This window comes from Streptomyces inhibens (genome assembly GCF_022221585.1).
Taxonomy (GTDB): domain Bacteria; phylum Actinomycetota; class Actinomycetes; order Streptomycetales; family Streptomycetaceae; genus Streptomyces; species Streptomyces inhibens.
Window position 1 is genome coordinate 9,232,254 of record NZ_CP084681.1, and the last position, 19,302, is coordinate 9,251,555.

The following is a 19,302-nucleotide window of genomic DNA, read 5'->3' on the forward strand; positions in this document are numbered from 1 at the left end:
GCAACATGGACTTCGAACTGGACCCGCCGAACGGCATCACCGGTTTTCCCCTCGGGGCAGCTGCCGACACCGTTCGAGCAGCTGCCGCGGAACTGGGCCAGGTCAAGGTGCGGGATGACGGGTCCGCCGACCCTGTCCACTACATGAAGGTCCTTGCCCTGCATCCGCAGTTCGAGATCGTCTTCCACATCGAAGACGGGAAGACCCTCACTGCAGCCGAGATGTGGATCCCGCGCCCCGGCGCTGAAGAGATCACCGTGCGCTTCCGTGGAATCGATGTCTTCCGGACTCCCGCCCGCGAGCTACTGAAGCAGTTGGAGGGGATGGGCCTGACCGTGCTGGACGAAACTCTCTACGCCTTCGTGCCGCAGCTTTCCATGGGCTTCACGCGTGTAGCCGGTCATGACGTCCCCCTCGACACCGATGGCGAGCCGCTCTACTTTCAAGCCATCTTGACCGGCCCCCTCGACTACTACGACTACAAGCTCGCGTAGGCCGGCCGAGACCGGTCCACCCCATGAGCTCAAGAAGTCGTCTCATCGACGCACGCCCGCCGACAGGCGCGTGACTGCGAACGACTTGTCCAGCACTCCGAGACCCTGAACACCGGGCCGCCATCACCCTCATGACCCGCCGCCTCACCCACGGCACGAAGAGCCTGGCCCACCTGCCCATCATCACCCCCCTGGCTGCCGCAAGCCCCCTGACCTGCCAGCCTCCGGGGCAGGAATTCTCCGGCACGGTGATCGGTGCGGGCGATGCTCGGGACGAGCCTCGACGCATGAGTGCGGATCCAGTAAGGAACGACCCTGGCAGTTCCCTGAGGCCGGGGGCCGCGTCTCGTCCGAGTGCACGATGATCAGGCGGCGAGTGCACCGGATCCGGGTATCGGCCTTGCGGCAAGGGAGAGCAGGAGCCGTTGCGGCGGTGTTCGTGCGGCCCGGACCGCGAGGCGTCGTGGGTCCCGCACCCGGGCCAGCAGCGAGCGGGGCCTGAGCCCCCTATCGACCCGCAGCAGATACGACCCCGGCGAGGCGTCGAAGCGGGCCTGTTGGCCCTGCTTCCACGACCGTCCGAGCCCCACGAGCGCGAACGCCGGCCCGCCGGCCGCAGCCACCACCGGCTGCCCCACCACCAGGCTGCCGTCCAACGCCCCGACGGCCGCAGGCAGTTCGAAGTTCACCCCGGCCGCACCCAGCGCGGTCTAACGCCTTCCGGCGAGCCCAGAGCAGCGGACTCAGGTCTGCGGAGCAGTCACGGGAGCGGATGCGGCCAGCGGGGACAGCAAGGGCCTTCTCCCCGGCGGGCCGGGGAGAAGGGGGCGGAAGGCCGAAGCTCCCCCGCACGGAGCGAGCGACGGCGCCGACCGAGGCGACGGCTCCCGCGCACACGACCGGGCCCGCAGGCCGCCCTTGACATCGCAGCGCACCACGATCCCGGGATGCGAGGTCAAGAAGCGTCGGTGGCGATCGGACGGCGAGGAATAGCGCACGCCGAGAATAAGTGCTCTCCACCAGTCCCAAGCCGGGAGCCTGCCCAGCCGCACCCGCGGCGACACCGTCCCCGCCCACCTGCTCGCATTCCAGCTCGAACACAGTTCGAACGCGGTGTCATTCCACCGCACAGGCTGCAGCCCAGCACCCGACGCTACCCGTCGCCGTCATGGAGCAGATGATCCAGTGGTTCCAGCCTTCGACCAGCGCCACCCCGAGGCCTTGAGCGTCTCTTTGAGCGCAGTCGTGACGTCCCGGACAGTCACATCGTTGCCAACGGCCCCCCCGTCAGCTGCTGACCGAAAGGCTCCCCGGCATCACCCAACCCCCGGACAGGACGGACACGGGAACGTCGGACCGGGGTGTCGTCGGCGGTTCGGGCGGTGACGGCGCGCGTCATCGCTGCTGCCGGGTCAGATCGGGGCGTCGGCGGCGGCCGGCGCGAGCAGAGCCAGGATGGTGAGGATGACGTCGGCGGCCAGGGCGAGACGCCGGAACTTGCGAACCGCCCTTCCGCCGACTCCCTGTATGAAGTACGCGGCAGGCCCTGCCGCATGGCGGATGCCTCCGGGACCTGCCTGGTAAGCAAAGCAGCGAGAGGAGAGTCTGGGGTCATGCTGCTGCCCCTCAACCATGTGAAGGCCGAGCTCATCGAGGTCGTCCGCATCACTGATCCCGCCCGGCTCCTCACCTCGGCCGACCTGGCCGGCGAGGCTGTCGCGATCTGGGAGGGGGACCAAGCCCAGCAGGCCCTGGCGCTGATCGGCGACCTGCCTGGCGGCGAGCTGTACCGCTGCTTCGTCCCTGGCTGGGGTATCCGGGCACACAGCTGCACCGACCTGCTCTTCGAGATCGCCTTCTGCTTCCGATGCCACGGAGCACGCATCTGGGGCCCGGACGTTCCAGCCGAACAGCAGAGCCAGGACTTCGACGCCGAGAGCCCTGCCGGCCTTGAGCTACTCCGGCGATTTCGCTCCTGCACGTCGAACTGACGTGCAGGCCACCCCCACACTGGTGTGGCGATCCGCCCCCAGGCGACCACGCAAAATGCAACGGCGTCCAAGGCTCGGTGTCGGCCTGGCGGGGGGAGCAGAGCTTCAGAACTCTGAGTCTTAACCGGGTTGAAGCTATGGCGCTCGCGCCAGCCCACGACGGATTCCACTCCGCTGATGAGGGCCTTTCAAATCCCCACCCCTGCGGACGTCGCTGACGAGTTGGTCCGGGGCGTCCATCGCGACGAAGTGGCCGCCGCGTCGAGTTCGGTCCACCGCACGACGTTGTGGTCGCGTTCGGCCCAGCGGCGGATGGTCACGTCGTGGGTGGAGACCAGTACGGCGGTGGGCACCGTCCCACGCCGACCGGCTGCGCAATGGTCCTGACTGAGCCCGTGTCACAGCCCTGGACGCCGTAGCGTGCGTAGCCGAGCCGCACAGCCTCGTCAGCTTCGGCCGCCACCGGTACCCGGTCGCCTGGGACAACGGCCGACCGACTGGCGCACCTTCCGCGTCGACCGGGTACCGGCCATCGCTGTCCCCATCCAGCACACCACCACTGTGCAGCACGGCAGCCACTCACGGCTGACCCCACGCAGCCCCGGGCCCTGGGCCCTGGGCCGGGGCTCTCCAGCACTCGCCCGGGCAAGGCCGTAGTGGCGCGCCTCCGTCGAGACGATGGGCCAGCGGATGCGGCAGGTCGGGGCAGGTCGGGCCTTCGCGCCGAACAGCAGGTCACGGAGGGATCCGGTCCCGAGGCCAGAGGCTGAGACCCCGAGAACCTTCGTTGCTTACCGTGCGATGCCCTGCAACGGGCCAACGGGCCAACGGGCCAACGGGCCAACGGGCCAACGGGCTAACGGACCGCCAGGATCGGCAGGTTGTGAGCGTTCGGCCTGATCGGTCCACGGGCTGTCCGGCGGCAACTGGGACCAGACGAGGGCCCTGACCAAGATCTGGTCAGGGCCCTCATTCGCCCAGGTGGGCGGTGCGGGGCTGCCCCTCGGTCAACCTGCGGACAGTCGGGAGTCGGCCGAGTTCAACGCCGGCGTCTCCTGATGCTCTCCGGTTGCGCGGCCGGCTTGCTGGGCCGGGATCCGGCGTACGCATTCGATGAGGTAGTCGCCGGTGTCCGGGTCGAGGGTGACGCCATGGGTCTCGCTGCGGAAGCCGGGGAAGCACCGGTCGAAGGATTCCAGAGCGGTCAGGTAGCGCAGCAGCGGGCCGTCGGGGGTGCCGGTGTTTTCGCCGGGCATCAGGACGGGGATGCCGGGCGGGGTGACGGTGACCATGGCGGCGGCCACCCGGTCGGCCGCGTCGGCCAGCCGTACGCGCTCGGTGCCGCCGCGGATGAGGCGCTGGTAGCAAAGCTGGGGCGGGGTGACGGGCTCGGGCAGGTCCTGGAAGGCCGTATCGAGCAGCTCGACCAGGCGCGCCTCGCGCAGGTGGTCGTGCATCTCCTGGCACAGACCGCGCAGGGTCTGGCCGGTGTAGCGCTGCGGGTGGGCGGCGACCAGCTCAGGCAGCAGGCGCTCCAGCGGTGCGTCCTGGTCGTAGAGCGTCTTGAAGTCCATCAAGGCGTCCAGCAGGGTTCCCCACTTGCCCTTGGTGATCCCCATGGAGAACAGGATGAGTGTGGTGTAGCTGTCGGTCTTCTCCACCACGATGTCCCTGGTGGCCAGATAGGTGGTGAGGACACGGGCGGGGATGCCCCAGTCGGCCATCTGCCCGGTGGCGTCGATGCCGGGGCAGGTGAGGGTGACCTTGACGGGGTCGAGCAGGCAGTAGCCCTCGGTCAGGCCGGCGAAGCCGTGCCAGTCGGCGTCGGGCTCCAACTGCCAGCAGGACGGTTCGGTGCGCAGCAGTTCGGCCGATGCGTCGGCGAAGGACAGACACTCGCCGGTATCCGGGTCGGTCACGGTCCCGGGCTGCCAGACACCGAAGAACCAGTCGGGCCGGTCACCGGCGGCCGCGATGCGCCGGCCGACGCGTACGACCGTCTGGCGGAAGCGGATGGCTTCGGTCACCGCCTCGTCGATCAGCCAGCGGCCCTGCGGCCCGTCCATCATCGCGGTGGCCACGTCGAGGGAGGCGATCATCGGGTAGAGCGGCGAGGTGGTGCCGTGCATCATGAACGCCTCGTTGAACCGCTCGTGCTCCACCGGCGCCCGCGGCGCGGGCTTGACGTGCACCATCGCGCTCTGCGACAGCGCGGCCAACAGCTTGTGGGTGGACTGGGTGGAAAAGACGGTGGGGCGTTCGGGGCCGGGGAAGGTGTCGGGGCCCACCGCCATGCCGTAGCGCCCGGCGTAGAGGGGGTGGAAACGGGCGTAGGCGAACCAGGCTTCGTCGAAGTGGAGCCGGGGCGTGCTGGGCGCGAGGGCCCGGGCGACCTGGAGGGCGTCGTAACACAGGCCGTCGTAGGTGGAGTTGGTCAGCACCGCGTACTGCGCCTCGGACGAGACCGCGCCCTGGGCCAGCGGGTTGCGGCTGATCCGGGAAGCGACCGACTGCGCCTGGATCTCGGAGGGCGGTAGGGGACCTGCCAGTCCGTAGCCGTTGCGGGTGGGGACCAGATAGACCGGCCGGGCTCCGGAGAGGACCAGGCCGTGCAGGACCGACTTGTGGCAGTTGCGGTCCACCAGCGCGATCTCGTCGCGGGTGACGCTGAAGTGACCGACCATCCGGTCGCAGGTGGAGTCGCCGTGGAGTACGAAGTAGGTGCGGTCTGCGCCGAAGACGCGGGCGGCGTTGCGCTCCGCCGCGCCGACCGGGCCGGTGTGCTCGAACAGGGAACCGAGTTCCTCGACCGAGATCGACAGGTCGCTGCGCAGCAGCCGTTCCCCGAAGTAGTCGTGGAAGGCCCGGCCGACCGGGGATTTGAGGAAGGCGACACCGCCGGAGTGGGCAGGGGTGTGCCAGGAGTACTCGTGCGCGTGGTCGAAGCGGCGCAGCGCCTTGAAGAACGGCGGCAGCAGGTCCTGCTGGTAGGCGCGGGCGGCGCTGGCGATCCGTCCGGCGATGAAGGTCGCGGTGTCCTCCAGCGGCCAGATGTAGCCGATCACCGTCTCCGCCACCCACAGCGGCAGATGCTCCAGGTCTTCGCCGGCCGTGGCCAGGAAGACCGGCAGATTCTGGAAACGCCGCCCGATCTGGCGCAGCACTTGGGCACCGCCCGACTCGCCACTGGTCTTTCCGTCCTCCGGAAGATCCCAGTCCACCACGGCGGCGGCCAGGCCCGCCTCGGTACGCAGCACCGCCTGGGCGTCGTCGCCCGTGGAGACCCAGCGCACCTCGAAACCGCAGGTCTCCAACTCCTTGTGGATCCTGCGCAGCTGCTCGGCTCCGGTACCTCCGCTCTCCGGGAACTCACGTACCGCGAACAGAACCGTCGCGTCTGTCATAGTGCCCCTCTGCGCGTGTCGGCGCATGGTCTGCCGGTCCGCACCATGCGTGATGCCCGAGAGGCAACCGGAAGATCACCGGTAGCACCCCGGCGACCAGGTCGAAACCACCCCGATGAGGGAAACACCGCACAAAAGGCTGCCGATCCAGGTCGCATCACTCGCCGAGGAAAGCCGCAGCACCCAAGAGCCGGCCACCCTGCTTGGTCTCTCAGAGTCAGTGAGTGGCCGCGGCAGCGCGTCGACCTCAGCGTCTGGTCCACCTGGCGGCATCCTCCGAGCCGGATGCCGCTCAGTCCGTCGCACACCCGCATCCGCAGCCGGACACTTCGACGACCTGCGCGCTGCCATGCTGCTGATCTGCGGAACTTGGCCGGCCGCTGCCGATCTGTTCCCCCACGCGCCTCACCTCGACACGATCGCCACCCATATCGACAACTGCCTCCAGGCGATGAGCACCCGCAAACAGCATGGACGGCTCGCCATCGCCGTTCGGCGCTCGACAGCCCACCGCTGGAAGCTGCCACCAGCGCGGCCTTGATCGCGGGCTTCCCAGGCCCTCACCGCTCCCCAGGCCGTCGAATACCTGGACGGCCTCCTGGCCCACGGAGACATCCACTGGCCCGGACGGGCAAGGATTCTCCAGCTGGAGCCTCACGGCTCGGCCGGCTTCCGCACCGCCGTGAAACCGCGTCTCGACACCCCCGGGTCCGCCGGGCCGGAACTCAGGCCACCTTCCCCCAGCCGGCAACCCACCAGGGCAGACTGGCAGCCACGGGCATCCATCAACGCCTCCCGAGCCTCCCGAACTCATGGACCGCACCGCTGGAAGACCTTGGAGCCCCGGCACGAGGTCTGTACCTCAGAAGGGACGTGGCGATCCGCCCGGTCCAGATGGCACGCGGCGGCAGCCGGAGGGAAGGGGCTTTCCACCTCGGATTCCATGCCGTCGCATCCGAAAACGCGAGCGCGGGACTCCTCCAATGGCTACCGGCGGGCAACAACGCAAGGCGTTACCAGGAAGCCCTTGCCTGCCTCGCCGATCACATCGCCCGCCTCCACCCCCGGCCTGACCAACTACCGGCGGCGCAGAGAGCGCCTCAGCCAATGGGCCATGCCCGAAGAGGGCTGGAACACGATCGCCGAAGGAGTGCGACAACGGCAGACGCCAAGGTTCCGTTTCGTGACGAAATAGCCGCGCACGCGTCAACTCGCGGCCTCAGTCTTCGTCTGGACGCACGTCACTCACGGAGAACGCCTTTACGCGCCACCCTTGCGAGCCATGCGCAACTGCTCGTCAGCGCAGCTCAAGGCCACCAGCAACGAGGGCTGGTGCCCCGAATGCCAAGACCGCCGACGAGCGACCGTCATCCACCCACTGCCGGCCGCTGCACTGAGCGAGTACTCCTCCAGGCTCGCCACCCGCATCGATGAGAACGTCCCCGCCAAATGAAACGCTCACCCGCCAACTCAAGCGCTCACCCGCCAACTCAAGCGCTCATCCGCCAAGTGAAACGCTCAGTCGCGGCCCCGCCCCGGCGAGCCGTCCGGGCCCCCCGGACACGGAATCAAGTACGTGGCTGACTTTACTGTTCGCTACCACGTCTCGACCTGCTGTGCTTCCTCGAACGAGGCCGGCTCGCCGACCTGGAACGCGCCCGCAGGTGGATCGCGGTCTTCTTCCAGCCGGGTGCCCCCGAACCACCATGGTTCGGGGCCTGGCCGTAGCGTTCCACTGGGCCGCGGCCGCAGGAGATCCTGGCGCAGCTGGCCGAGCGGGTGGTCGTTGGCGAGCACGGCACGGTGTCGGTCGCGCTTTTCACGCCATGGCGTTCATCTTCACCGGGTTTTCTTCCGGTCGAACCAGATTGTGGCGAACGTCGGCGCGAGCCCGGCCCAGAACAGCACCTGCGGCAACGGCCGGTCCGCCCAAGGGACTTGGGTGATCAGCAGGGCGCACAGCATGGCCCAGGCCGCCTGGGCCACCACGATGCGGGCCCACTGGCGGCGGCGTATCAGTGACTGCACGTTGAGTCGGACGCCGGCGCGCCGCCGCCGGTAGCGCAGCAGGGCGCCGACGAGCCAGATGGCGGTCATCGGCACGAGGTCCCACAGGCGCTGGCCGAGGTGCAGCGGCAACTCCCGCTGCACCCCGCCCTCGACGGCGAACAGGTCCATCCCCGCCCCGGCAAGGCCGACGCAGAGCAGAGCGAGCCACCGCACGCCGCGCAGCATGCGGTACGTGGCCTGGTCGAGACCTCGCTGCAGATCGGCGGAGTCCGGTGCGGCGGCAAGCCCGGTGGCGTAGAGATCGGCGGCCTGGGCGGCCTTGACGCCCGGGGCGTTGGCGGCCCTGTGAGTCTGCGCGGTCAGAGCCTCGGCATGGGTGGGGTCGAGCCGGAGGATGGCGCGTTCGAGCTGGTCGGCGAGGGTGATGTTGCTCGACCAGTTGGCGATCTGCAGGGCGACTTCGTGGGCGTAGACCTCCTCGGGGCCCAGCCGCAGCGCCTCCATGACCAGGTCGGACGCCTCGCGCATGACGTGGCTGAGGTCATGGTTCCGGAGGTCGTTGACGCCGGCTGTCTGAGCGTAGCGGAGCAGCGCCATGCGGGACACGGCGTCGGCGAGCTTCGCATAGCCGTACCAGTGTTGCGGATCCACCCGGACCGCTTCGCGCAGTACGGGCTCGACCTCGCGCCATGAGCCGTTGGGCCCTCTGGTCATCGCCTGGGCGCGCAGGATGAGTGCCCCGAAGTCCTCCGGAGCCAGCTTGAGGGCCTCGTCAGCCGCGTGAAGGGCTTGTTCCGGCTGCTCCGTGTTCAGGTGGCAGTAGCCGATCTTGATCCAGGCGCCCATGTCGCCGGGGTCCTCGGCGAGGTGCTGCGACAGCAGGTCCCGGGCCTGGTCGTAACGTTGGAAATCGATGAGGGCTTGGGCCTGTTCGACGGCCGAGTTCAGTTCGGTCACAGCTTCCGCTTCTTCTTCAGATAGGCCACCAGGTCGTCGTACATCCCGCCGTCGTTCGCGTACATCGCCACGTTGCGGGCGGACGCGAACCATGGCTCCGTCGAGGGCGCGATCTGCCCCGCCGCGGCCAGCAGGTCCTTCATCCCGATCAGGCGTACGGTCCCGGTGCGGGCCGAGTCCAGCAGCGCGTGCTCGGCCGCGGCCTCGCACACATGGGCCAGATCGGCGCCGGACAGGCCGTCGGTGGCCTTGACGAGCTTGCCGAGGTCGACGTTCTCGATGGGCCGCTCACGCAGGTGATAGCGGAGAATCGCCTCCCGGGCCGGCCCGTCGGGCGGCAGCACCAGCAAGGTCCGGTCCAGTCGGCCGGGGCGGCGCAGGGCGATGTCCACGTCCCAGGGCACATTGGTGGCGGCGAGCACGAACACGCCCTGGTTCGCCTCCCTCGCCTCGATGCCGTCCAGCTCGGTCAGCAACTGGTTGACGGTGTTGCGCATTCCGTTGCTCTGGGTGCGGCTGCGCTTTCCGCCGAGTGCGTCCAGTTCGTCCAGGAAGACCACGCACGGGGCCTGGCGGCGGGCGGTTTGGAAGAGCTCGTGCATGTTGCGTTCGGAGGTGCCGATCCACATGTCGAGTACGTCGTTGACGGACACGGACAGGAAGTTCGCCCCGAGCTCACCTGCGACGGCCCGCGCGATGAAGGTCTTGCCGCAACCAGGCGGCCCGTACAGCAAAAGCCCCCCACGCAGACTCTTGCCGTACAGGCGGCGCAGCTCCGGATTGCGCAACGGCGCCAAAAAGGCCGCCTCCAGCCGCTCCTTGACCTCCTGCATGCCGCCCACATCGGCGAGGCGGACGGCCCCCGGGCGTTCCACGTCCCAGGCAGCGGCGTCCCCAGGGTCGCCGCCGCCGTCGACGGTGAGCGGCGCCTCAACGAACCTGGGTGGCACGGCATCACCGACCTGGTCCTCAGCGGCCTTCCAGTCGAAACCCGGGCGCGAGGCGGGGGCGGGAGGCTGGCTGGGCACCGGGGCCTGCGGCGGCACGGTGGCGGGGGCGGGAGGCTGGCCGGGCACCGGGGCCTGCGGCGGCACGGTGGCGGGGGCGGGAGATTGGCCGGGCACCGGGGCCTGTGACGTCGGGGGAAGCGCGGCTTCGCCGGGGGTGCTTACCGGAGTACCTGCCAGGGCCCGGACCATCAACTCGCGTGCCTGCACATCACCAGGCGCGTGCTGCAACGCCACAGCAACCTCCCCCACCGCTGCGTCACCGTGCCCCGCGGCCAGCAGCAACTCGGCGAGGTGCAGCCGCAGGGGTACGTCATCGGGCGCCGCCGCAACGGCGGTGCGCATGCTCTTGATCAGGGGGGATTCCGCCGACATGGCTCACACTTTACGGAGCCGAGGTGAGTGACTTGCGGGCGCCCTTGATGTGCTCTGCGCACAACCTGCTGTGGGGAAGCCACGTGGCCCACCAGCGGCGAGGACCTGGGGGAGAATGAGCCCCATATCCCCGCCTGGCTTCGTTCACGTTGACGACGTCGCAGCCAGTCGTTTCCAAGAGAAGGCCATCCTTTCCGGGGTGACCCATCCCCGGAACCTCAGACGCGACCACGGGACAGCTTTCAGCGACGGCGGCTTCGGGTAGCGGCGCTTGTACCGTATGGCGGCGTTGATGATCCGGGGCTCCTTCACGCTCATCGTGCCGCCGCATGCATGCAGGTTGCGAGCCGAGTGTCCACGCCTGTGGCTGCTTCGCACGTCTCGGCGGGTCTTGGCGGGACGTGCGTCAGAAGGTGACGTGGACGCCGGGTAGGGCGGCGCCGAAGAGGTCGTGGGGGCCGCGGAGGGTGAGGTCGGTGTCTTTGCCGCAGATGCCGGCCGATCCGCTGGTGACGGGGCCGAATTCGTCGTTGGTTTCGGCGTTGCCGAGGGTGTCCTGGGCGTAGGCGGTGGACAATGCCGGCTGAGCTACGCCACCGGGCCGATGGGCCCCTCAGAGACCACTCGCCACGGCCGCCCCGAGTGCCAGCAGCACGATGCCGGTGGTGACGCTCAGCCGCTGTCGTACAACCTGCCGGGACACCGGTGCGCGACCCCGACCGACGGCCCACGTGAGTAGCAGGTACCGGCCGGTGTTGACCAGCGCCCACACCACCCCCAAGGCCATGCTCGACAGCAGGACGGGCCCCTGGGCCGCAACGAACTGAGGCAGCACCGATATGGCGAAGGCAGCGGCCTTCGGATTGCACAGAGCTGTTCCCAGCCCTGTGTGGAGGTCGGACAAGAGAACAGCCAGCCGACGATCCAGCCGCGGCGGCGGCGGTTGCGGGTCTCGCCGAGAACAAGAAACGCTGAGCGGCTGCTGATGTTGGCGAGATGCGTGTCGAGGGGGACAGTGCGACTCCACCGCACTTGGCGGCGGGTGACAGGGAGATCGCCGAGGCCCGCGAGCCGAATGGCGTCGCTGTCGTTGGGACGCGTCCCGGAACGGGGCTTCACTCCGCAGTGGTGTGCGATGCGCTCGTGCTGCGCAGCGATCCATGGCACGTCCAAGGCGGTGGTGTTCGAGGGAGGTATCGGCCAGGGGAAGGGCATTGCCGTCGCTCCGGACGATCGGCACGGCGGGGAGGGCGCTGCGGCACTGGACCGCCATGCCGTCACCGGGTTCAACGGCAATCACGTCCACGCCGCGCTCGTGCAACAGGGCGGTGGCGATTCCGGTGCCCGCGCCGACGTCGGCGCCACGGGCCCCGCGAGGGGGCGTCCTGTGAGCTCCTCGATGACGTTGAAGAGAGCGGGTGGGTAGGAGGGGCGGCTTGCCGCATATTGGGCGGCGGACTTGTTGAACGAATGGGCGCGCGGTACTGCAGTCATCACTCCATTCTCGCCTCACGTGCCTCCTCACGCTGGGCGTTAGGGCCTCGGCCACCTACTCAAAGTCGGTTGAGACGCGCTCAACGTTCGGTGCGACTGGACAGCCGCCATGCACTGTCGGTCAGCGAGTGGAATCGGGGCGGCCGCTGCTGCCCAGCGTGACGCTGTGCCGACAACTCCTGGGCCGACCGGTCATCGGAGCCTGCATCGCGCGTCTCACGCCTGGACAAGACTCGACGGACAGCGCTAGTCGGTCGCAAGGTTGTCGGCTTGGTAGCCCTTCGGCTGGACATGGGGCGATCCGGCTTCGGGCCCGTGCGACCTTGTCGGGTGTGGAGTGGGTTACGCGCCGTCTGTCGTCCCCGAGGCGCCGGTGGCTCTTGCGCTCCCCGACCGGCAACCCCTTGCCGGCCCAGATGCCCTCCCGCGGAAGTTTCCGGAGCACGCGCTCTCCGCCCTCCTCGGTCATCAGTGCGGGAGGCAACTACCATCTCGCCATGGCCAAGTTATTCACGCACCGATTGCGAGTGCGCTACAGCGAGTGTGACCAGCAAGGCGTGGTGTTCAACGGTCACTACCTCTTCTACTACGACGTGGCCCTGACTGAGCTGTGGCGAGAAGTCATCGGAGACTACGCGTCCACGATCGAGGGCGGAGCCGACCTGGTAGTGGCAGAAGCGCGGGTTCTCTACCGCCTGGGGGCACGCTTCGATGAGCTCCTCGATATTGAGATGCCCATCACCCATCTCGGAACAACGAGCATGATCGTGCGCCCGGTGTTCAAGGTCGGTGAACGGCTCATCGCAGAAGGCGAAGTACGACACGTGTTCGTCGATCCCGCGACGCACAGCAAGAAGGAGATGCCCACCCCGGTTCGTGCGGCCCTCCAGCCGTATACCTCAGCAGGGTAATAGGACCAGTACAGCGGCACGCGCTCCACAACCCAATGATCACCGTTGGGTTCTCCCACCGCGCAAAGTGCACTGCCGTTGCCGCACCGATCGGTGGGGCCTTCTCCGGCCCAGCGACGGGCTGAACTCGCACCTACGGCCTGTCCGACGAGTCGCGTGACTGCTGAGCGTGCTGAGCGTGCTGAGCGTGCTGGTCGTTCCGGTCGGCGTGGTGCGGGGTGGCTTATCGAACGAAGAATGGGCTGCGGCCGTTGGCCATGCTGGTGACGCCCGGACAACGGGGCGATGCCCCGCAGATGATTGCGGTCCTGGAACGCATTCGCGTGCCACGTCCGGCCGGCGGCCATGCCCGCGCCCATCCGGTGGCCGGGAGACCGATGTGGACTGCCCTTCGACTGCCCTTCGGGAAAGCCGCCCGCGCGATCCGTACCGTCTCCGCCGGCATCCCCCGGCTCCTCCACGTGCAGCGACACAGCATGCCCCTCCCCAACACAACGTCGGCCTGCACGGCCAACCAGGTCACACAGGCAGCCATCACGCACGAGGCCCAATTCGCCAACAGCGTCCCGCCCGGTCGGGGGCTGGCTGCTCCCGAATGGTTTCGTACCGGTGAGTCGTCACCGATACTGACCAAATGGGCCGCGGCAGCCATCGCCTCATGCAGGACAAGCTGGCACTGGAGGAACCTGCGGTCCCGCAGGTCGCCCTCTTCCCTTGACGATCGCCGGACCCCGACGAGCTTCCCCTGACGAGTCGAGGTCCCAGGTGGTCGGCCATCGCCCGGCACAGTGGCCATCTGCGAATCCTCGCGGCCGCCTGACCTGGGTGGCTCCGAACACCGCTGGCAAGCCGCTCGTGATGACGGCCTCCGCGTCGTAGTGCCGGACGCCCAGGTCTTCGAGGCCGGGCTGATGGGGATCTTTGAACTTCCCCACTTCCTGCTCAGGGCTGGGACAGACCTGCTCACTCTGCTTCCCCGCCCTGGACACGCTGAGCTGCGGACCGCCGGCACCGTGGAGGATCCGCCGGGCAGCCGGCCAACTCCGGTAGCGGGGAAGGAAGCTGACCTGGGTGGGCGAAGCCCAGCAGTGCGGGACTGGATGTACCTGGGGAACAGGCCCCCAAGAAGCCGGGGGTTGTCCCTACGTTGCATGGGGGTGCTGTCTGGTTGGTTTGATGGATCTTGGGCGCGCAGGCTGGAAACGTCCGGTTTTCCGATGCAACCAGCAGGTTTCACAAGGGGAGTTCGCCCATGTCTGATCGTTCTCAGAACCTCCGGCGTGTTCACGTGACATCGCTGTGCAGGCCGCGGCGGGCAGTCGCGGCGGTAGCGGTAATGGCTGCCGCCCTGGCCGTAGCCGGCACGTTGCCCGCGGCGGCGGAGTCCCACGGCCCTCGTGATGTCGTACGCAAGGGCCTGGAGCGGCTGGTGACCGACGACCAGTTCCCCGCCGCCCTGGCCGCCACTGTCGACCGTGACGGACGCGCCCGCAACTACACCGCTGGCGTCGCGGACCTGAAGACCAAGGCGAAGGTGCCGGTCGACGGACAGGTGCGGGCGGGCAGCAACACCAAGACCTTCACTGCCACGGTCGTCCTGCAACTGGTCGGCGAAGGCAAGGTCAACCTCGACGCCCCCATCGAGGAGTACCTGCCCAACCTGGTACGCGGCGAGGGCATCGACGGCCGCAACATCACCGTACGCCAGGTGCTCCAGCACACCAGCGGACTGCCCAACTACACCAACTTCATGCTGGATGCCGTCTTCGGCAAGGGCCGCCATACCTATTACCAGCCCCGCGCCTTGCTCGACACGGCGCTGGCCCACAAGGCGGAGTTCGCCCCCGGGACCAGCTGGTCATACAGCAACACCAACTACATACTGGCCGGCCTGCTCATCGAGAAGGTCACCGGCCGCCCCCTCGCCGAGCAGATCACCAAGCGGATCATCGACCGCATCGGACTGCGCCACACCTACTTCCCCGACGTCGGCGACGAGAACATCCGCGAAGCCCACCCCCAGGGCTACCACGCAACGAAGCCCGGAGCACCACTGGAAGGCGTCACAGAGTTGGACCCCTCCTGGGGTTGGGCCGCAGGGCAGCTGATCTCCACCCCGAGCGACCTGAACCGCTTCTTCTCCGCCCTGATCGGCGGCAAACTCCTCAAGCCCGCCGAGCTCGCCCAGATGCGCACCACCGTCAAGGTCCCCGACGATTTCGATGCGGGGGCCGGCGTCCGGTTCGGGCTGGGGCTGACAAGCACGCCCCTGAGCTGCGGCGGCGTGATGTGGGGGCACGGCGGTGACATCCCCGGCTACCACTCGGCCCCCGGTGTCACCGATGACGGCCGTGCCGCCACGGTCGTCGTCACCGCCGACTGGGCGCCCACCTCAAAGGGCTTCACGAACGCCGATGCTCTCCTCGACACCGCCCTGTGCAAGAAGTGATGGCCAGCACGCCGTGGTAACAGCGTGAGCAGGCTGGTGATCTCGCGATTGTCTCCGGATGATGACGCGATGGTGACGCGATGCACGAAGCATGCGAGTTCACCAGCCCCGGCCTCGGCTGCTTCGTGCACGCTCTGTGTGGTACCGGCCAGGCGGATCAGCTCGAGGGCATCGGGCTGTGTGTTCGTGTCCACGGCCGGGAACCCACGGCAGGCGCTCAGCCACGACGCCGACAGGTGTGCGTTGGGCGTCCGCTGTTGATCACGAGGTCGTCATGCGGCAACAGTGTCAGGTTGGGATGGCTGGGCCGTCCAGTGCCGTTGGTCGCGGAACACCCCGGCCACGGCGGTGTGCTGGGCCTGCGCCGCAGCGACCACGGCAACGCCACCGAGGGCGCTACCGATCGCCAGGGTCGTGCGGCTCGCTCGTGCTGTCGCCCGATTCTCTGATGCGTTCCTCGAATCTGGGTGACTTCACGACTTCGGTGGCGCTCGCCGTCACCTTGATCTTCCTGATCGTCTGGGGTTACCGGATGTGGTGGCAGCGCCGGCCCACCCGCGATCGCGCCCTGTCCTTCGGCCGTCCGATTCCGCGGGGCGCGTGGCGGCAGGTTCCGCTGCCCGTGCTCCTTCCGCTGGCGCTGGTCGTCGCGGCGGTGGGCTGGGCGGTGCCGCTGCTCGGCGTCTCGCTCGTCGGCTTCCTGATCGTGGACGTCGTGCTCGGTGTGCTCGCGCGCCGGCGACGCGTCGCCGGCTCTATGGACTGAGAGTGATGCCCCTGTGTTTCGTCTCTTCGGTAGCGGACCGGGTCGAGGTCGTGGGTGGTGTGGCGCTGCCGCTGGCTGACGACGGCACCGCGCTGCCAGTGACACCGGACTTCGTGTCGGCGTCCGCCGTCAGCGCGGCCGCCGGCCGCGGACTGCCGTCCTACTCCGCGAGCAGGCGGTTGAAGAAAGACCGGTAGTGGCGCAGAGCCATCCGCAGGCCCTCGGTATCGACTTGCTCGCCGCGATTCCACTGACCTTCCAGCGCCTGCTTGTGGTCGGCAAACGGTCATTGAGACTCCCACCGCAAGGTCCGGGCCCGCGTCGAGCACGTCTTCGCGCGGATGAAGACCTGGAAGATCCTTCGCGACTGCCGTCTGAAGGGCGACGGCATTCACACCGCGATGCTCGGCATCGCCCGACTTCACAACCGCACGCTCACGGGATAACTCCCGCTCCATACGGGACCACCTTCGAGAGAGGCCCAAGGCAGACGGCTCCCCGCCTCGCCGTCTCGGAGGATGCTCAGTCGAGACAGAACTCGTTGCCCTCGATGTCCTGCATCACGATGCACGAATCGTTGTCGTCAGCCAGTAGTCGCACGCGTACCGCGCCGAGCGCGACCAGTCGTGTGCATTCGGCCTCAAGCGTGGCCAGGCGCTCTTCACCCACGAGCCCGGTGCCGACCCGCACGTCAAGATGCAGCCGATTCTTGACGACCTTGCCTTCGGGAACGCGCTGAAAGAACAGCCGCGGGCCCGCACCTGAGGGATCACTGCATGCGAACCATGAACCCTGATCCTCAGGCGGCCGCGAGCGATCGAAATCGTCCCAAGTAGCAAACCCCTTCGGCGGCGATACGACGTACCCCAACACCTCGCACCAAAAACGAGCGACGCGCTCAGGTTCTGCGCAGTCGAAGGTGACTTGGAACTGCTTGATCGATGACATCGGCGCACCATAGCAGGGGACTCTGTTGCTCATCTCCCGGTAGGCATCTGCATCTTGACGGGGGATGATCCTTGCGAGCCGCTGCTGTGTCGTGCGGTCGCAGGGGGTGCCCCGATGTCGATGCCGCCAAGGGGTTGCCCGCCTTCCGGACCAGACCGCGGCCACGGCTATCGCCGCGTTTCCCGAGGGCAGCGTGCCGACCCGGGTCCGCACCTACGGAGAAGACTCCTCCCGAGTGAGGACCGGACCCGCACCCCCCAGGCCCTTGGCCATCTTGGACATCAGGTGCCATCAGTGATCACCCTGAACAGTCCCCGAGACACCCCTAAGCCCCCTGCCACCCGCCAGACATATGCCCTGGTGTCCTGAGTCAGAGATTCGTCGTTGGCCTGGTGTGAGTCGTCCTGGACCGAAGATCCCACCAGCGGTGCTGACCGTTGCCGAGCGGGCGCTGGTGCCGTGCGTGGAAGAGAAGTCCCAGATCCAGGCCTTGGACCGGTCCCAGCCGGTGCTGGCGATGATGCCCGGGGCGACAGCCGACGAGTTCCTCGACAAGGTCACCGCCTACTGCCGGCGAATCTCTGACTCAGGACACCAGGTTCCGTCCGGCGGATTATGTGACTGCACCGGATTCGGGTCGTTGTGCCCGTCGTTGGGCGGAGAGATGCGACGAACGACAAGTGGGCCCGGCTGAAGCCCCACCTACCCAAGATCGGTGAGTGCGGCGGGCGTTGGGCCAATCACCGCAGGGTGATCAACGGGATCCTCGTCCGGGAGCGGACAGGGCTGCCGTGGCGGGATCTGCCTGCGCGATTCGGCAAGTGGAAGACTGTTCTACGAGCGGCACAGACGTTGGTCGGCGGATGGCGCGTGGGACAAGATCCTGCGGGCCGTGCAAGCCGACGCGGACGGCCGCATCGACTGGTCCATGGTGAGCGTGGACTCGACCTCCTGTCGCGCTCATCAGCACGCCCCCGGAGCACGCAAGAGACCGCCGCGGGCGCCGGGAAAAGAAGCACGCCATGGCAGCACCCTCCCGACGAGGGACTCGGACGCTGGCGGGGCGGATTGACCTGCAAGATCCATCTGGCCGGTGGAGGGGGCGCCGTCCGCTCGCGTTCCTGATCACGCCGGGCCAGTGGGGCAACGCCCCGCAGCTCATCCCGGTCATGGAACGCGTCCGTGTCGCCCGTCCGGGCGGCGGTCACCCCCGAACCCGACCCGATCACCTCGGCGGCGACAAGGCGTACTCGTCGGCCGGCTTCGGGAAGGCGATCTACAAGCGCAGGAACGAAGTCGAGCGGACGGTCAACAGGTTCAAGAACTTCCGGGCCGTGGCCACGAGGGACGACAAGCGGGCCTACGTCGTCCACGGCACTGTCAGCGTCGCTGCGATCAGACTTTGGTTCCGCTCAACATTTCGGGCAGAACCTGCTCGCCCGGTGGTCACCAAATGTCCGGGGTCGGGATCGCCCGGCTGAAGTCGCCGGCCCGCAGCGCATCGGTGGGTATCGACCAATGCATCCAGCCACCGTCGCCGCCGAGGTACCACTCGTCCTGCCCAGACAGCTGGAGCAGGTGGTGGTAGGTGGTCGGGTCTTCGCCCCACGGCACCATCGGCGAACTCCCCGTGGGGAACTTCGGCCATCCAAAGGCTATGTCCTCGGAAACGAGCGCACCCGGCCGCCTCGCCCAGTCGGCGAGCAGCTCCTCCACGTACTGACCGGGCATGGCCCTGGCCATGTCGTCGGCCTCGGGTCCCAGGTCGAGGGTGTCCCAGGCCGGGTCCCATGTGTCGGGGAAGTCGAACCCGGGCGCGGCTGCCCAGACGACCGGGTCGAAGACGCTCGACCGGGCGGGTGGGTCCGTCTCGACGGCGTGTGCGGTACGCGTCGCGATGACCTTCCCCAACTGCGGGTGGAAGCAGTCGTACTTGAGTGCCAGCTCGTAGGAGGCGGGATCGCACTGCTCGGAGTCGGCGTCGAGACAGAAGAAGTTGAGCAGGCCCGTCCCGGGCGGGAGGACATCATCGAGCCAGGGGGCCAAGGCGTCGGTGTCGAGGACTGCGATCAGGCTCAGCGGAAAGCCTTCGCACGTCGGCCAGGGCGTGCCCGGCTCGAGCATCGCCCGGCCGCCGAACCGGCTGTGGCCGGCGGCTTCGCCGGGACCGGCTGCGGTGAGTTCGAAACCGGGTCGGGCGAGGCGGACGAAGCGGGCGGCGAGATCGGCGCCGAGACGTTCGGCGCAGAAGTCACGAAGGGCGGAGCGGGTGGTCTCTGGGTCCATACGGGCAGTCAAGCACCTGCCTGTGACAGACAGGACGTGGCCGATTCCTTCAGATCATCAACCGTCCGTTTTGGGTCTCAGAATCTCACGAGACCGCGTGTCCAGGTGCAATTCGCGTTCCCGTTGGAGACGCTGTCTCCGCTCGTGACCGCCGGACAGAACCTAGTACTGCAACGGTGTTTGCCGTGACGGTTGGGCAGGCTGGTCGTT

At 68.1% G+C, this 19,302-nt stretch carries 14 protein-coding genes and 4 pseudogenes; 10 read left to right on the top strand and 8 right to left on the bottom strand.

Annotation, left to right across the window (positions count from 1 at the left end):
- Positions 1-5 precede the first annotated feature (5 nt).
- On the top strand, positions 6-494 hold the full coding sequence (locus KI385_RS41495) for a hypothetical protein (RefSeq protein ID WP_238577161.1): 489 nt from the start codon (positions 6-8) through the stop codon (positions 492-494).
- A 365-nt stretch (positions 495-859) separates the two neighbouring features.
- Here KI385_RS41495 and KI385_RS41500 read toward each other — a convergent pair whose 3' ends face one another.
- Entirely contained in the window at positions 860-1,183 is a 324-nt protein-coding gene (locus tag KI385_RS41500) for a hypothetical protein (RefSeq protein WP_238577162.1), read from the bottom strand.
- 924 nt (positions 1,184-2,107) lie between these two features.
- Here KI385_RS41500 and KI385_RS41505 point away from each other — a divergent pair.
- Positions 2,108-2,485, top strand: coding sequence for a hypothetical protein (locus tag KI385_RS41505; RefSeq protein ID WP_238577163.1), 378 nt, complete (start codon positions 2,108-2,110; stop codon positions 2,483-2,485).
- Between the two features lie 1,007 nt (positions 2,486-3,492).
- Here KI385_RS41505 and KI385_RS41510 read toward each other — a convergent pair.
- On the bottom strand, positions 3,493-5,889 hold the full coding sequence (locus KI385_RS41510; protein WP_238577164.1) for an Orn/Lys/Arg family decarboxylase: 2,397 nt from the start codon (positions 5,887-5,889) through the stop codon (positions 3,493-3,495).
- A 1,282-nt stretch (positions 5,890-7,171) separates the two neighbouring features.
- On the opposite strand from KI385_RS41510, the gene KI385_RS41515 reads away from it, so the two are divergent.
- On the top strand, positions 7,172-7,342 hold the full coding sequence (locus KI385_RS41515; RefSeq protein ID WP_238577166.1) for a hypothetical protein: 171 nt from the start codon (positions 7,172-7,174) through the stop codon (positions 7,340-7,342).
- A gap of 386 nt (positions 7,343-7,728) precedes the next feature.
- Here KI385_RS41515 and KI385_RS41520 read toward each other — a convergent pair whose 3' ends face one another.
- The 4 genes and pseudogenes from KI385_RS41520 to KI385_RS41535 form a co-directional block, all read right to left on the bottom strand.
- A complete protein-coding gene (locus KI385_RS41520) occupies positions 7,729-8,856 on the bottom strand; it encodes a tetratricopeptide repeat protein (RefSeq protein ID WP_238577167.1) in 1,128 nt (375 codons plus the stop codon).
- The gene (locus KI385_RS41525; protein ID WP_238577168.1) at positions 8,853-10,238 is read right to left on the bottom strand and encodes an AAA family ATPase; all 1,386 of its coding nucleotides are present in this window, start codon (positions 10,236-10,238) and stop codon (positions 8,853-8,855) included. Before KI385_RS41525 ends, KI385_RS41520 begins: the two co-directional genes overlap by 4 nt.
- A gap of 406 nt (positions 10,239-10,644) precedes the next feature.
- Complete coding sequence (locus KI385_RS41530; RefSeq protein WP_238577171.1) at positions 10,645-10,815, bottom strand: hypothetical protein; 171 nt, start codon at positions 10,813-10,815, stop codon at positions 10,645-10,647.
- Between the two features lie 368 nt (positions 10,816-11,183).
- Positions 11,184-11,732: pseudogene (locus tag KI385_RS41535) on the bottom strand (class I SAM-dependent methyltransferase); the annotation flags it as partial.
- 497 nt (positions 11,733-12,229) lie between these two features.
- Between KI385_RS41535 and KI385_RS41540 the strand changes: the two are divergent.
- From KI385_RS41540 to KI385_RS41565, 6 genes and pseudogenes are all read left to right on the top strand, one after another.
- Positions 12,230-12,643: an acyl-CoA thioesterase gene (locus KI385_RS41540; protein WP_238577172.1), complete on the top strand. Its 414-nt coding sequence runs from the start codon at positions 12,230-12,232 to the stop codon at positions 12,641-12,643.
- 233 nt (positions 12,644-12,876) lie between these two features.
- Positions 12,877-13,005, top strand: a pseudogene (locus tag KI385_RS41545) (IS5/IS1182 family transposase); the annotation flags it as partial.
- Positions 13,006-13,979: 974 nt separating this feature from the next.
- Positions 13,980-15,092: a serine hydrolase domain-containing protein gene (locus KI385_RS41550; protein ID WP_238577173.1), complete on the top strand. Its 1,113-nt coding sequence runs from the start codon at positions 13,980-13,982 to the stop codon at positions 15,090-15,092.
- 448 nt (positions 15,093-15,540) lie between these two features.
- The gene (locus KI385_RS41555; RefSeq protein ID WP_342593508.1) at positions 15,541-15,858 is read left to right on the top strand and encodes a hypothetical protein; all 318 of its coding nucleotides are present in this window, start codon (positions 15,541-15,543) and stop codon (positions 15,856-15,858) included.
- A gap of 5 nt (positions 15,859-15,863) precedes the next feature.
- On the top strand, positions 15,864-16,055 hold the full coding sequence (locus KI385_RS41560; protein ID WP_238577174.1) for a hypothetical protein: 192 nt from the start codon (positions 15,864-15,866) through the stop codon (positions 16,053-16,055).
- 99 nt (positions 16,056-16,154) lie between these two features.
- Positions 16,155-16,304 (top strand): annotated as a pseudogene (locus KI385_RS41565) (transposase); the annotation flags it as partial.
- A gap of 76 nt (positions 16,305-16,380) precedes the next feature.
- Here the strand turns inward: KI385_RS41565 and KI385_RS41570 are convergent.
- The gene (locus KI385_RS41570; RefSeq protein ID WP_238577175.1) at positions 16,381-16,806 is read right to left on the bottom strand and encodes a VOC family protein; all 426 of its coding nucleotides are present in this window, start codon (positions 16,804-16,806) and stop codon (positions 16,381-16,383) included.
- 642 nt (positions 16,807-17,448) lie between these two features.
- On the opposite strand from KI385_RS41570, the pseudogene KI385_RS41575 reads away from it, so the two are divergent.
- Positions 17,449-18,287 (top strand): annotated as a pseudogene (locus KI385_RS41575) (IS5 family transposase).
- Here the strand turns inward: KI385_RS41575 and KI385_RS41580 are convergent.
- A complete protein-coding gene (locus KI385_RS41580; protein WP_238577176.1) occupies positions 18,253-19,092 on the bottom strand; it encodes a DUF1963 domain-containing protein in 840 nt (279 codons plus the stop codon). The pseudogene KI385_RS41575 and the gene KI385_RS41580 sit on opposite strands and share 35 nt — an antisense overlap.
- Positions 19,093-19,302: the final 210 nt, after the last annotated feature.

Coding starts and splice junctions, on each gene's coding strand:
- KI385_RS41495 (WP_238577161.1), top strand. CDS start 6: ATGGACTTCGAACTGGACCCGCCGAACGGCATCACCGGTTTTCCCCTC.
- KI385_RS41505 (WP_238577163.1), top strand. CDS start 2,108: ATGCTGCTGCCCCTCAACCATGTGAAGGCCGAGCTCATCGAGGTCGTC.
- KI385_RS41510 (WP_238577164.1), bottom strand. CDS start 5,889: ATGACAGACGCGACGGTTCTGTTCGCGGTACGTGAGTTCCCGGAGAGC.
- KI385_RS41515 (WP_238577166.1), top strand. CDS start 7,172: ATGCGCAACTGCTCGTCAGCGCAGCTCAAGGCCACCAGCAACGAGGGC.
- KI385_RS41525 (WP_238577168.1), bottom strand. CDS start 10,238: ATGTCGGCGGAATCCCCCCTGATCAAGAGCATGCGCACCGCCGTTGCG.
- KI385_RS41540 (WP_238577172.1), top strand. CDS start 12,230: ATGGCCAAGTTATTCACGCACCGATTGCGAGTGCGCTACAGCGAGTGT.
- KI385_RS41550 (WP_238577173.1), top strand. CDS start 13,980: ATGGCTGCCGCCCTGGCCGTAGCCGGCACGTTGCCCGCGGCGGCGGAG.
- KI385_RS41555 (WP_342593508.1), top strand. CDS start 15,541: ATGCGTTCCTCGAATCTGGGTGACTTCACGACTTCGGTGGCGCTCGCC.
- KI385_RS41560 (WP_238577174.1), top strand. CDS start 15,864: ATGCCCCTGTGTTTCGTCTCTTCGGTAGCGGACCGGGTCGAGGTCGTG.
- KI385_RS41570 (WP_238577175.1), bottom strand. CDS start 16,806: ATGTCATCGATCAAGCAGTTCCAAGTCACCTTCGACTGCGCAGAACCT.
- KI385_RS41580 (WP_238577176.1), bottom strand. CDS start 19,092: ATGGACCCAGAGACCACCCGCTCCGCCCTTCGTGACTTCTGCGCCGAA.